Raw genomic sequence first — 12570 nt, forward strand, 5'->3', positions numbered from 1 at the left:
GCTTGCCGTAGTGGTACTCGAGGGTTTCCTTCGAATACTCGGGTGCCAGTGCGTCGAGTGCGTACGGCAGGGGTGGGAGCACATGTTCCATGGTTTTTTCTCGTGGGTTGGTTGTGGGAATCGTGGATTCTAGGAATTAATCATTGAGGTCGCGTCGGACGTGTTCCCGTGACACCGCCCGGAGAGACGGTCATGTCGACCTCTCCGTCGGCGAGCCTTGCAACGACCGCGTTGCCCGGTGCCAATTGCTTCGCGCTCACGACCGCGCGTCCGTCGGCATCCGTGAGCCAGGCGTAGCCGCGTTGCAGGACCAATGCCGGATCGAGCAGCCTCAGCCGCAGCGCCATGCGCTCCAGCCGGTCATGGCGTTGCGTCATCGCTCTTTCGAGCTTCTGAGGAAAGTCCGCGGCCAAGGCGCGCGGCGCATGCGCCAGGCGCTCGCGCCTGGATCGCATCGCGTATTGGAGGCGCTGTGCATGGTGCGCCAGCCGCAGTTGCTGGCGCGCCACGAGGTTCGACGGACGCCCGAGCCGCCCCGCCGCCTGGTCGAGCCGCTGCCCGAGCACATCCAGGCGACCGCCGAGGGAATCGTCGAGCCGCTCTTCGAGCAGGTCGAGTGCGCCCAGCCACAGGTCACGCGGCGCGCTGACGAGTTCAGCCGCCGCGGTCGGCGTGGGCGCGCGCAGGTCGGCACAGAAATCGGCGATGGTGAAGTCGGTCTCGTGTCCCACACCGCTGACCACGGGCACCGGGCTCTGCACGATCGTGCGCGCCAGGGTCTCGTCGTTGAACGCCCACAGGTCTTCGATCGACCCGCCCCCGCGCACCAGCAGGATCACGTCGACCGCCGGCTCGAGCGCGTAGAGCGACTGCAGCGCGCGAACGAGTTCACCCGGCGCATTCGCTCCCTGCACGGCGGCGGGCGCCAGCACCACGGGAATGTGCGGTACGCGGCGCCGCAGCGCCGTCACGACGTCGTGCAGCGCCGCCGCGCCGAGCGACGTGACAACGCCCACCGAACGCGGCATGGCGGGCAAGGCACGCTTGCGCGCCGGGTCGAACAGTCCCTCGGCCTCCAGACGCGCCTTGCGCTGCATGAACTGCTCGAACAGGGCACCCTGCCCCGCGCGCCGCAAGCTCTCCACGACGAGTTGGAGATCGCCACGCGGTTCGTACACCGCGAGCCGGCCGCGCACCTCGACCTGGTCGCCGTCGCGGGGCGAAAAATCGAGCAGGCCGGCGGCGCGACGAAACATCGCACAGCGCAGTTGGCCCGATTCGTCCTTGAGGGCGAAGTAACAATGTCCACTTGAGGCGCGGGAAAAACCCGAGATTTCGCCGCGCACCGTCACCGGGTTGAAACGCGCGTCGAGCGCGTCGGCAACCGCATGGCACAACGCGCCGACAGCCCAGACGCGCGGCCCTGGCGCGGAATTCATGTCACGCAAGCTCACGAAGTGCACGCTCGGCCAGATGCCACTCTTCCACAACGCGCGGCCCGCCCCCTAGCGCCAGCCCCCAATGCGGGACAGGTGCACGGTTTTCCGTGCAAGCCATTGATTTCATTGAAAAAAGTGCTGCTCAAAATTCAGTCGTTCTAGCGAAAAGCCCATTCCATGCGGGTTCGGACACGTTGCGCAGCAGGTTAGTCACAAAGTTATCCACAGAATCTGTGCGTCCTTGCCGACACCAAAACAAGGCGCGTGCCGATGGTGGGCTCAGTGGATAATCGCCGCGCATTTGCAGTCTACGGGCCGGAGGATTTTCTTGTTTTCCATCATAGTTGCCGCGGGTTGGCCGATCTGGCCCTTGCTCGCTTGTTCGGTCATTGCGCTCGCGCTGGTTATAGAACGTTTCACGAGTCTGAAGACCGTGAGGGTACTGCCGCCGAAGCTGCTCGACGAAACCATCACGGTTTCTCAGGGGGCCATTCCCGGCCCCGACGTGGTGACCAAGCTCGAACGCAACTCGATGCTCGGCCAGGTGCTCGCCGCCGGCCTGCGCGCGCTGAACGCCAACCCCCGCTGCACCGAAGACGACCTGCGCGCCGCCATGGAGGCCTCCGGCCGCACCGTGGCGCACAAGCTGGAGCGCTACCTGCCGGCACTGGCCACCATCGCTTCCGCCGCCCCGCTGCTGGGCCTGCTGGGCACGGTGATCGGCATGATCGAGATCTTCGGCTCGCAGTCGCCCGGCAGCGGCGCCGTCGGCTCGGGCAATCCGGCGCAACTGGCGCACGGCATCTCGATCGCGCTGTACAACACGGCGTTCGGGCTGATCGTGGCGATTCCGACGCTCATTTTCTGGCGCTATTTCCGCAGCCGGGTCGACGAATACCTGCTGAACCTCGAGCTGTCGGGCGAGCGCTTCGCCCGCCATCTGAACGCCCTGCGCAAGTGACGCCATGACCCGAGGCCGCATGCAGTTCCGCCACGGTGCGCGCGACGAGCCGGAGATCAACCTGATCCCGTTCATCGACGTGCTCTTGGTGATCCTGATCTTCCTGATGCTGTCGACCACGTACAGCAAGTTCACCGAAATGCAGCTTCGGCTGCCGACCGCGGACGTCGACGCGCAGCGCGACTATCCGAAGGAAGTGATCGTGGCGGTGTCGGCCGACGGCCGCTATTCGGTCAACAAGACGCCCCTGGCCGACCGCAACGTCGATGCCGTGGCCGCCGCGCTCGCCGCCGCGGCCACCGGCGGCAAGGACAGCGTGGTGATCATCAGCGCCGACGCGACCAGCCCGCACCAGGCCGTCGTCACGGTAATGGAGGCAGCACGCCGCGCCGGCCTGATGCAGATCACCTTCGCAGCCCAGTCGACGGCGCAAGCCGGGCGCTGAGTGCCGTCCGAAGGCCGCAGCAGCACGCAGGCGCCCGCCGCCTCGCGACTGCAGGAAGCGTGGCTTCGCCGCGGCCTGCCGGCCTGCCTGCTGTGGCCGCTGTCGCTGCTCTATGCGGCTCTCTTCGCCGTTCGGGGATGGCTCTATCGGCTCGGGTGGCTTCGGTCGGAGCGCGTGCCCGTGCCGGTGATCGTCGTCGGCAACGTGATCGCGGGCGGCGCCGGCAAGACGCCCGTGGTGATGGCGGCGGTGCGCCATCTGCGCGCGCGCGGCATCCAGGTGGGGGTGGTGTCCCGTGGCTACGGCCGGCGCACCGACGACTGCCGTGAAGCGACGGCCGACAGCGATCCCCGCGACGTCGGCGACGAGCCCGCCCTGATTCACCACGCAACGAAAGCCCCCGTGTTCGTCGCGCGCAGGCGCATCGAGGCGGCCCGTGCGCTGCTGGAGCGGCATCCCGGCACGCAAGTCATCGTCAGCGACGACGGGCTGCAACACCTGGCGCTCGGCCGCGACATCGAGATCTGCGTGTTCGACGACCGCGGCATCGGCAACGGCTGGCGCCTGCCGGCGGGCCCCCTGCGCGAGGCCTGGCCACGCCGCTGCGACCTGGTGCTGCACAGCGGCGAGCGCCCCGCATTCGCAGGCGGCTACACCGCCACACGGCGCCTTGCGGACTACGCCCTCACGAGCGAGGGGCAGCGCGTGCCGTTGAGCACGCTGGCAGGCAAACCGGTGACCGCGCTCGCGGCCATCGCGCGCCCGGAGGCCTTCTTCGCCATGCTCCGGGGCCGTGGCCTCGCGCTCGCCGAAACCATCGCGCTGCCCGACCACTACGACTTCGACGCCTGGCAACACCCGGCCAGTGCGGGCGGCCCTCTCGTCTGCACCGAAAAAGACGCGGTCAAGCTGTGGCAAAAGGCACCCGACGCGCTGGCGGTGCCCCTGCTCTTCGCACCCGCTCCGGAATTCTTCACCGCGCTCGACGCAAAGCTATCATCGCTCGATGGATACCAAGCTGCTTGAACTGCTCGTCTGCCCCGTCACCAAGGGTCCGTTGACCTGGAACCCCGAAAAGCAGGAGCTCTGCTCGCGCAGCGCGCGCCTGGCCTACCCGGTGCGCGACGGCATTCCCGTGCTGCTGGAAAACGAGGCACGCACGCTTTCCGACGAAGAGCTCGGGCTGTGAGCTTCACGGTCCTGGTGCCGGCGCGCCTGGCGTCGACAAGGCTCCCCAACAAGCCCCTGGCCGACATCGCCGGCGTGCCGATGGTGGTGCGCGTGGCCCGGCGCGCCAGCGAGTCCGGTGCCGTGCGCGTGGTGGTGGCCGGCGACGACGTCTCGATCATCGATGCCTGCAAGGCGCACGGTGTCGAGGCGATCCTGACCCGCCAGGACCACCCCAGCGGCACCGACCGGCTGGCCGAGGCCTGCGAGCAGCTCGGCCTCGACGGCGACGACATCGTCGTGAACGTGCAGGGCGACGAGCCGCTGATCGACCCGGCGCTGATCGATGCCGTCGCCTCCACGCTGGCCACCCATGCGGAGGCCGCGATGAGCACCGCGGCCCACGAGATCGATTCGCCGGCCGACTTCATGAATCCGAACGTGGTGAAGGCCGTGCTCGATGCACAGGGCAACGCCATGTACTTCAGCCGTGCGCCCATCCCCTGGTGGCGCGACGGCTCCGCCAACGGCGCCGCGCCCACGGTGCTGCCCACGCCAGCCCCCCTGCGCCACATCGGCATCTACGGCTACCGCGCAGGCTTCGTGCGCAAGTTTCCGTCGCTGCCGCCTTCGCCCGTCGAGGCGACCGAGGCGCTCGAGCAGTTGCGGGCGCTGTGGCACGGACACCGCATCGCCGTCCACGTGAGCCACGTGGCGCCCGGCCCGGGCATCGACACGCACGAAGACCTGGCGCGCGTGCGCGCGGTCTTCGCCGCCGGCCCGACGGCCTGAGGGGCTCGACGTGCCTGTCGGGGCAGCGACAAATCCCGGGGAGCACGCGTGCTATCCTCGAAGCAACTCCGCCCTGCCCAAAGCCCCTGAAGCCGACGCCTGGCGCGACACAAAATCTAAGAACCGTCCGAGGACACCATGAGACTAATTTTGCTGGGCGCGCCCGGGGCGGGCAAAGGCACGCAAGCGGCCTTCATTTGCCAGAAGTACAGCATCCCCCAAATCTCGACCGGCGACATGCTGCGCGCCGCCGTCAAGGCCGGCACGCCGCTCGGGCTGCAGGCCAAGGCCGTCATGGATGCGGGTGCACTGGTCAGCGACGACCTGATCATCAATCTCGTGAAGGAACGCATCGCCCAGGCCGATTGCGCCAGCGGCTTCCTGTTCGACGGCTTCCCCCGCACCATTCCGCAAGCCGACGCCATGAAGGCGGCGGGCGTCAAGCTCGACTACGTGCTCGAGATCGACGTGCCCTTCGGCGACATCATCGAGCGCATGAGCGGCCGCCGCTCGCACCCGGCTTCGGGCCGCACCTACCACGTCAAGTTCAACCCGCCGAAGGTGGAAGGCAAGGACGACGTCACCGGCGAAGACCTGATCCAGCGCGAGGACGACAAGGAAGAAACCGTGCGCAAGCGGCTCGACGTGTACAGCCAGCAGACGCGTCCGCTGGTCGACTACTACTCGGCCTGGGCCAAGACCGACCCGGCCGCCGCGCCGAAGTACCGCGCCATCAAGGGCGTGGGCACGGTCGATGAAATCACCCAGCGCGCACTCGCAGCGCTGAGCAGCTGATTGCCGGCCGCCCTCCGTCAGGGCGGCCACCACCTCACCCGAGCAACTCGAGCATCAGCGCGATGCGCGCCTTCACCGGCGTGAGCGTGCCCGCTTCCCGCAGGCGGTCATCGGCTTTCGGCAGGATGCGGCCGTTCATGCAGCGCGTCGCGCGAACCACCGCCACGCCCGCCTCCTGCGCCTTCAGCGCAGCCGCTTCGAGCGCTTGATGCAGCGTGCCGTTGCCGGTGGCGGCCAGCACCAGTCCACGGACCGGTTCGGCGTTGCCGGGCTGCAGCAGCGCCTCGACGACCGCACCGCTCGCGCCGGCATGGCTCATGACGATCTCCACGCGAGGCCAATGGACCGCGGCCGCCTCGAAGATCTTCGAAGCCGGCAGCGCCCCGCCCTCGGGCCACGCCCTCACGCGGCGCACTTCACCTTCTTCAACATAGCCAACCACGCCTGCATCGCCTGATGCGAAGGCATCGAGCCTGTAGGTGTGCACTTTCTGGACGTCGGCGCCACTGTGCATCGCGCCGGCGCACACCACGGTCACCCCCTTCGCACCCGCTGCCAGAACCACGCCGATGGCATCGCGCACGTTCTGCGGACCATCGGGCGACAGTGCGCTCGCCGGGCGCATGGCACAGGTCAGCACCACAGGCTTCACGCACGCCAGTACCGAATGCAGGAAGAAGGCCGTCTCCTCCAGCGTGTCGGTGCCGTGCGTGATCACCACGCCCGCCACGTCGGGCTCGGCCAGCCAGTGCGCGCAGCGCTGCGCGAGCTTTTGCCAGGTCTCGAGGGACATGTCCTTGCTGTCCAGTTGCGCGACCTGCTCCGCCACCAGCGTCACGCCCCGGGGCGCCTCGATCCCGCCCAGAAGGTCCGCTACGCCTACCTGCCCGGCCGTGTAGCCGATGTTGTCGCCGCTGCTGGCGGCCTTGCCGGCAATGGTGCCGCCGGTGCCCAGCACGACCACGCGGCGCAGTTCAGGCGAGGGGAAATCAGGCATGTCTTGTCAACTTTTTAAAACTGGTTAAAAATACAGGTACTGGATATCTAGCCAGTGCCGCAAGGAACCACATATGCAGTTCGCCGTGAAGCTTACAGCCCGCCAGCAGCAGATCCTGGACTTGATCCAGAGCGCCATCGCCCGAACCGGCGCGCCACCCACGCGCGCCGAAATCGCCAATGAACTCGGGTTCAAGTCGGCCAACGCGGCCGAAGAGCACCTGCAGGCATTGGCCCGCAAGGGTGTCATCGAACTCGTCAGCGGCACCTCGCGAGGCATCCGCCTCAAGGGCGACGCCCTGCGCTCGCTGAACGAAACGCGTCACCGCGAGGGCGGCCAGTTCTCGCTCACGCTGCCCGGCATGGCGCAACTGGCGCTGCCGCTCATCGGCCGCGTCGCCGCGGGCTCGCCCATCCTGGCGCAAGAGCACGTCGACCAGACCTACTACGTCGAGAACACACTGTTCCAGCGCCAGCCCGACTACCTGCTCAAGGTACGCGGCATGTCCATGCGCGACGCCGGCATCATGGACGGCGACCTGCTCGCCGTGCAGGCCACCAAGGAAGCGCGCAACGGCCAGATCGTGGTGGCGCGCCTGGGCGACGAGGTCACCGTCAAGCGCCTGAAGCGCAACAAGCAGGTCATCGAGCTGCACGCCGAGAACCCCGACTACCCGACCATCATCGTCCAGCCCGGCGAGCCCTTCGAGATCGAAGGCCTCGCCGTGGGCCTCATCCGCAACACCATGCTGATGTAGGCCTGCTGGCAGCAGCACTCACCCGGCCGCGACAGGTGGCGGGCGTATGGCGCGAAGTCGCCATCACCCTGTCGCGGCCGATTCAAGAAATCCTGCCTGTGTTCAACCTCATACTTTTTTGGAGTTCACATGGGAATCGCCCTCCTCGCCATCGCTGATTTCTGGATGCCGCTGCAATCGCTCGCCAACCGTTTGATTCCGGCACGCCGCCCCCATCCCCACACCCCGCTCGACCACAGCGAGAGTTCCGCCGGCCTGCGCTATGTCGCGGTGCGTCCGTCTTGCGGCGCGACGCCACCGGCGGCCGCAGCCACCGCGCCGGCGCGCCCGTTGCGCGTGGTGCGTGTGGTCGACGGAAAGGGCCAGCAGCGCAGCAACCGTGTCGTGATCTCCGGCCGCATGGACGACGTGTGCGCGGAGCTCGACCGTCTGGCGGCCCTCGAAGCGGCCGAAGCCATGGTCACCGCGCCCCGCTCCACACGCCTGCACTGAGGCGCGGCCCCCCTGGGAGAGCCCGTCGGCAGTGGGTATCCAAACGTTCGGGGGTGCGACATCCCAATGCTGCGAGGCACAATGGCACGCCATGAATATTGTGATCCTCGACGACTATCAGGACGCCGTGCGCAAATTGCGCTGCGCCGCCAAGCTGGACGCGTACGCAGCCAAGGTCTACACCAACACGGTCAAGGGCATCGGGCAACTCTCGGTTCGCCTCAAGGACGCCGACGTGATCGTGCTGATTCGCGAGCGCACACAGATCTCCCGGCAGCTCATCGAGAAGCTGCCCAAGCTCAAGCTCATTTCGCAAACGGGTCGCGTCGCGGGCCACATCGACGTGGCGGCCTGCACCGAGCGCGGTATCGCCGTGGCGGAAGGCTCCGGCTCCCCCCAGGCACCTGCCGAGCTCACCTGGGCGCTCATCATGGCCGCCATGCGCCGGCTGCCGCAATACATCAGCAACCTCAAGCACGGGGCGTGGCAGCAATCGGGCCTCAAGTCGGCCTCGATGCCGCCCAACTTCGGGCTGGGCTCGGTGCTCAAGGGCAAGACGCTCTGCATCTGGGGCTACGGCCGCATCGGCCAGCTGGTCGCGCGCTACGGGCAGGCCTTCGGCATGCAGGTCGTGATCTGGGGGCGTGAAGCCAGCTGCGCCAAGGCCCGCTCCGACGGCTTCCAGGTGGCGCAGAACCGCCAGGAGTTCTTCGCAGCCGCCGACGTGCTGTCGGTCCACCTGCGGCTCAATGACGAAACCAACGGTCTCATCACGCTCGAGGATCTCTCGCGCATGAAGCCGACGGCGCTGTTCGTCAACACCTCGCGTGCCGAGCTGGTCGAGGCCGACGCGCTGCTCGCGGCGCTCAACCGTGGCCGCCCCGGGCTGGCCGCCATCGACGTGTTCGAGAGCGAGCCGCCGCTGCAGGGCCACGCACTGCTGCGGCTGGAGAACTGCATCTGCACACCGCACATCGGCTATGTCGAGCAGGAGAGCTACGAGAGCTACTTCGGCCAGGCCTTCGACAACGTCGTGAGCTACATCAACGGCAATCCCACGAACATCGTGAATCCGGGCGCGCTGCAGGTTCGCCGGTGAGCCGGCCCGCGCCCAAGGGTGCGCTCTGGGCGCTGCTGGTCGGCAACTTCGTGATCGGCACGGGCGTGATGGTCGTGCCCGGCACGCTCAATGAAATCAGCGCTTCGCTGGCCATTTCGGTCGCCACCGCGGGCCAGTTGATCACCGCCGCGGCGGCGGTGATGTGCATCGGCGCGCCGCTGCTGGCCGCCGCCGTCGCGGGGTGGGACCGCCGCCAGCTGCTCGCGCTCACCCTGCTCTGGTATGCGGCGGGCCACGCTCTCGCGGCGCTCATGCCGAGCTTCGGCGCGCTGCTGCCGGTACGCATGCTCACGGTGATCGCGCCGGCCATCTTCACGCCCCAGGCCGCAGCCTGCGCCGGCCTGCTGGTACCGCCCGAGCAGCGCGGGCGCGCCGTCACCTTCGTGTTCCTGGGCTGGTCGATGGCCTCGGTGATGGGCCTGCCCATCGGCGCGCTGATCGGCGGGCACCTGGGCTGGCGCATGGCCTTCGTGGCGGTTGCGCTGCTCAGCGTCGTGAGCGCGGCATCGATCTGGCTCACGCTGCCCGCCGGCATTCGCCCGGCGGCACTCACCGCCGCCGCCTGGTCGCGCGTGCTGCGCAGTCCGGTGCTGATGGGCATCGTGGCGGTGACGGCGCTGCAGGGTGCCGGGCAGTTCGTGCTGTTCAGCTATTTCGGCCCCATCCTCAAGCAGAGCTTCGGCGCGGACGCCACCACGCTGAGCGTGATGTGGGCCCTGTTCGGCGCCTGCGGGCTCATCGGCAACATGGTGGTCAGCCGCTTCATAGACCGCGTCGGGGCCGGGCGCATGGTGCTGGTCACTACCTCGCTGATCGCGCTGAGCCTGCTCTTGTGGCCGACCGCTTCCACCCTCGCCTGGCTGGCCGTGCTGCTGGTGCCCTGGGGGTTGGGCTGCTTCGCCACCAATTCGGCCCAGCAGGCCCGCCTGGTGGGCCTGGCGCCGGCCCTCGCGCCGGGCTCGGTGGCCCTCAACAGCTCCGGCATCTACACCGGCCAGGCCGTGGGCGCTGCGCTCGGCGGCTGGCTGCTGGCGCATGACGCGGCGGCCTGGATGAGCTGGGTCGGTTTCGGCGTCATGCTGGTGGCCATCTTGCTCAGCACCGCCATCGACCGCAGCCGCCGCCCGGCCTGAAATCGCGCCCCCGCGTAAAACCCGTCACGCCCCGCCCGCGCGCAACTGCAAAATCGCAGGTGACGACAGCGCTTGCGTCGACGCCTGCGCGGCAGGCCGGATACCCCTCAACCAGCGAAAATCTTCAGCAAATGACAGTGAACTACACCCGAATCGGCGTCATAGGCGCCGGCGCCATGGGTCGCGGCATCGCGCAGATCGCCGCCCAGGCAGGCAGCGAAGTGCTGCTGCTCGACAGCTTCGCGGGCGCCGCGGAGCGCGGCCGCGAAGCCCTCGCCGCCCAATGGAACAAGCTGCACGAAAAAGGCAAGATCGACGCCGCCGCGCGCGACGCGTACGTCGCCCGCGTCAGGGCGGTCGATTCGATCCAGGCGCTCGCCGGCTGCGACCTGGTGGTCGAGGCCGTGGTCGAAGACCTGGAAGTCAAGCGCAAGCTGTTCCGCGAACTCGAAGGCGTGGTGGCCGAGAGCGCCACGCTGGTCACCAACACCTCGTCGCTGTCGGTGACGGCCATTGCGGCCGGGCTCGCCCGCCCCGAGCGCGTTGCGGGCTTCCACTTCTTCAACCCCGTGCCGCTCATGAAGGTGGTCGAGGTGGTGGCCGGCTTCAAGACCGCCCCCGAGGTCTGCGCGCAGCTGGCGGGCTACGCCAGGCAGATGGGCCACAGCGCCGTGCAGGCGCAGGACACCCCCGGCTTCATCGTCAACCACGCTGGCCGCGGCTACGGCACCGAGGCGCTGCGCATCGTCAGCGAAGGCGTGGCCGATTTCGCCACCATCGACCGCATCCTGAAGGACCAGGCGGGCTTTCGCCTCGGCCCGTTCGAGCTGCTGGACCTGACGGCGCTCGACGTGTCGCACCCGGTGATGGAGTCGATCTACCACCAGTACTTCGAGGAGCCCCGCTTCCGCCCGAGCGTGATCACCGCGCAGCGCCTGGCCGCCGGCGCGCTGGGCCGCAAGACGGGCGAAGGCTTCTACCGCTACGCCGACGGCGTGATGCAGCAGGCGCCCGAGGCACCCGCGCCCGTGGTCGACGGCACGCCGTCGGTGTGGGTGTCGCCGCGCGCGGCGCGCCGCGCCGAACTCCTGCGCCTGGTGAACACGCTGGGCGCGCAGATCGACAGCGGCGCCGCGCCCGCGCCGCATTCGCTGATCCTGGTGGCACCGCTGGGCTTCGACGTGACCACGGTCGCCGCCGTCGAGCGCCTGGACGCCACGCGCACCATCGGCATCGACATGCTGATCGACGACGCCGCCACCAAGCGCCGCGTGCTCGCCACCAATCCGGCCACGCGCCGCGACATCCGCGACGCCGCGCACGCCCTCTTCGCACGCGACGGCAAGGCGGTGAGCGTGATCCGCGACAGCGGCGGCTTCGTCACGCAGCGCGTGATCGGCACCATCGTCAACATCGCAGCCGACATGTGCCAGCAGCGCGTGTGCACGCCGGCCGACCTCGAGACCGCGGTGCAGCTGGGCCTGGGCTACCCGCGCGGCCCGCTGGCCATGGGCAACCTCTACGGCCCGACCAACATGCTCGAGGTGCTGTTCAACCTGCAGACGGTGTATGGCGATCCGCGCTATCGCCCGAGCCCGTGGCTGCGCCGCCGCGGCGCGCTGGGCCTGAGCCTGCTGCACGAAGAAGAATAAGCAGGCAGACCATGACCGCCGAACTCAAGAGCACCAGCGAAGGCAGCACCATGGTGCTGACCATTTCCAACCCGACCCAGCGCAATGCGCTGGGCCCCGAGATCTACGCCGCCGGCATCGAGGCGCTCAACGGCGCCGAGGGCAGCGCGGAGATCCGCAGCGTCGTCATCGTGGGCGAAGGCGAATGGTTCTGCGCCGGCGGCTCGCTGCAGCGGCTGCTGGCCAACCGCCAGCTCGACCGCTCGGTGCAGGCCGAGAGCATCGAGGGGCTGCACAACTGGATCGACTCGATCCGCACCTTCCCCAAGCCGATCGTCGCGGCGGTCGAGGGTGCCGCCGCCGGCGCCGGCTTCTCGCTGGCGCTGGCCTGCGATTTCGTGGTGGCGGCGCGCGACGCCATCTTCGCGGCCTCCTACAGCAACGTGGCGCTGTCGCCCGACGGCGGCCTGAGCTGGCACCTGGGCCAGCAGCTGCCGCGCCAGCTGGCGAGCGAATGGCTCATGAACGGCGAGCGCATCGGCGCGCCGCGCCTGCATGCGCTGGGCATGGTGAACGAGCTGACCGAGAACGGCCAGGCGCTGGCCGGCGCGCTGGCGCTGGCGGGCAAGCTCAACACCCGGGCGCCCAACTCGCTGGCCAGCATCAAGGAACTGCTGAGCGACGCGCGCGGCGCCACGCTGGCTTCGCAGCTCTCGCAGGAGCGCGACCACTTCGTGCGCAACCTGCACCATCCGAACGCGGGCATCGGCATTGCCGCGTTCCTCGAGAAGAAGCCGCCGCAGTACGAGTGACCGCGCGCCGCGTCGCTCCCGTGACACCC

14 protein-coding genes and 1 pseudogene are annotated in these 12570 nt (G+C 68.7%); 12 read left to right on the forward strand and 3 right to left on the reverse strand.

Translation table 11 applies throughout. The features are described from left to right. Positions 1-91: pseudogene (locus tag QRN67_RS25235) on the reverse strand (superoxide dismutase [Fe]); the annotation flags it as partial. 49 nt (positions 92-140) lie between these two features. Continuing rightward, positions 141-1439 carry an exodeoxyribonuclease VII large subunit gene (xseA, locus tag QRN67_RS25240; RefSeq protein ID WP_285414068.1) on the reverse strand — a complete coding sequence of 433 codons (1299 nt, stop codon included), beginning with the start codon at positions 1437-1439 and terminating at the stop codon, positions 141-143. A gap of 328 nt (positions 1440-1767) precedes the next feature. Between xseA and QRN67_RS25245 the strand changes: the two genes are divergently transcribed. From QRN67_RS25245 to adk, 6 genes are all read left to right on the forward strand, one after another. Continuing rightward, positions 1768-2400 carry a MotA/TolQ/ExbB proton channel family protein gene (locus tag QRN67_RS25245; RefSeq protein ID WP_081270371.1) on the forward strand — a complete coding sequence of 211 codons (633 nt, stop codon included), beginning with the start codon at positions 1768-1770 and terminating at the stop codon, positions 2398-2400. A 19-nt stretch (positions 2401-2419) separates the two neighbouring features. Beyond that, positions 2420-2845, forward strand: coding sequence for an ExbD/TolR family protein (locus tag QRN67_RS25250; protein ID WP_081270387.1), 426 nt, complete (start codon positions 2420-2422; stop codon positions 2843-2845). Then, complete coding sequence (gene lpxK / locus QRN67_RS25255) at positions 2846-3871, forward strand: tetraacyldisaccharide 4'-kinase (RefSeq protein WP_285414070.1); 1026 nt, start codon at positions 2846-2848, stop codon at positions 3869-3871. Further along, positions 3852-4034 (forward strand): Trm112 family protein, encoded by a 183-nt coding sequence (locus QRN67_RS25260; RefSeq protein WP_007836935.1) that lies wholly within the window; start codon positions 3852-3854, stop codon positions 4032-4034. The genes lpxK and QRN67_RS25260 overlap by 20 nt, the downstream gene beginning before the upstream one ends. After that, on the forward strand, positions 4031-4804 hold the full coding sequence (gene kdsB / locus QRN67_RS25265) for a 3-deoxy-manno-octulosonate cytidylyltransferase (RefSeq protein WP_285414072.1): 774 nt from the start codon (positions 4031-4033) through the stop codon (positions 4802-4804). Before QRN67_RS25260 ends, kdsB begins: the two co-directional genes overlap by 4 nt. A 138-nt stretch (positions 4805-4942) precedes the next feature. Then, positions 4943-5599 carry an adenylate kinase gene (adk, locus tag QRN67_RS25270; protein ID WP_081270374.1) on the forward strand — a complete coding sequence of 219 codons (657 nt, stop codon included), beginning with the start codon at positions 4943-4945 and terminating at the stop codon, positions 5597-5599. Between the two features lie 34 nt (positions 5600-5633). On the opposite strand, the gene QRN67_RS25275 is transcribed toward adk, so the two are convergent. After that, positions 5634-6596 carry an asparaginase gene (locus QRN67_RS25275; RefSeq protein ID WP_285414073.1) on the reverse strand — a complete coding sequence of 321 codons (963 nt, stop codon included), beginning with the start codon at positions 6594-6596 and terminating at the stop codon, positions 5634-5636. Positions 6597-6669: 73 nt separating this feature from the next. On the opposite strand from QRN67_RS25275, the gene lexA reads away from it, so the two are divergent. From lexA to QRN67_RS25305, 6 genes are all read left to right on the forward strand, one after another. After that, entirely contained in the window at positions 6670-7353 is a 684-nt protein-coding gene (lexA, locus tag QRN67_RS25280; protein ID WP_285414075.1) for a transcriptional repressor LexA, read from the forward strand. A gap of 129 nt (positions 7354-7482) precedes the next feature. Continuing rightward, a complete protein-coding gene (locus tag QRN67_RS25285) occupies positions 7483-7845 on the forward strand; it encodes a hypothetical protein (protein ID WP_285414076.1) in 363 nt (120 codons plus the stop codon). Between the two features lie 91 nt (positions 7846-7936). Further along, positions 7937-8944, forward strand: coding sequence for a D-2-hydroxyacid dehydrogenase family protein (locus tag QRN67_RS25290; protein WP_081270377.1), 1008 nt, complete (start codon positions 7937-7939; stop codon positions 8942-8944). Then, complete coding sequence (locus QRN67_RS25295) at positions 8941-10098, forward strand: MFS transporter (protein ID WP_285414077.1); 1158 nt, start codon at positions 8941-8943, stop codon at positions 10096-10098. Before QRN67_RS25290 ends, QRN67_RS25295 begins: the two co-directional genes overlap by 4 nt. A 131-nt stretch (positions 10099-10229) precedes the next feature. Next, entirely contained in the window at positions 10230-11750 is a 1521-nt protein-coding gene (locus tag QRN67_RS25300) for a 3-hydroxyacyl-CoA dehydrogenase (protein WP_285414078.1), read from the forward strand. A gap of 11 nt (positions 11751-11761) precedes the next feature. Further along, the gene (locus tag QRN67_RS25305) at positions 11762-12541 is read left to right on the forward strand and encodes an oxepin-CoA hydrolase, alternative type (protein ID WP_285414079.1); all 780 of its coding nucleotides are present in this window, start codon (positions 11762-11764) and stop codon (positions 12539-12541) included. Positions 12542-12570 lie beyond the last annotated feature (29 nt).

The organism is Variovorax sp. efr-133-TYG-130, from assembly GCF_030208835.1.
Taxonomy (GTDB): Bacteria; Pseudomonadota; Gammaproteobacteria; order Burkholderiales; family Burkholderiaceae_C; genus Variovorax.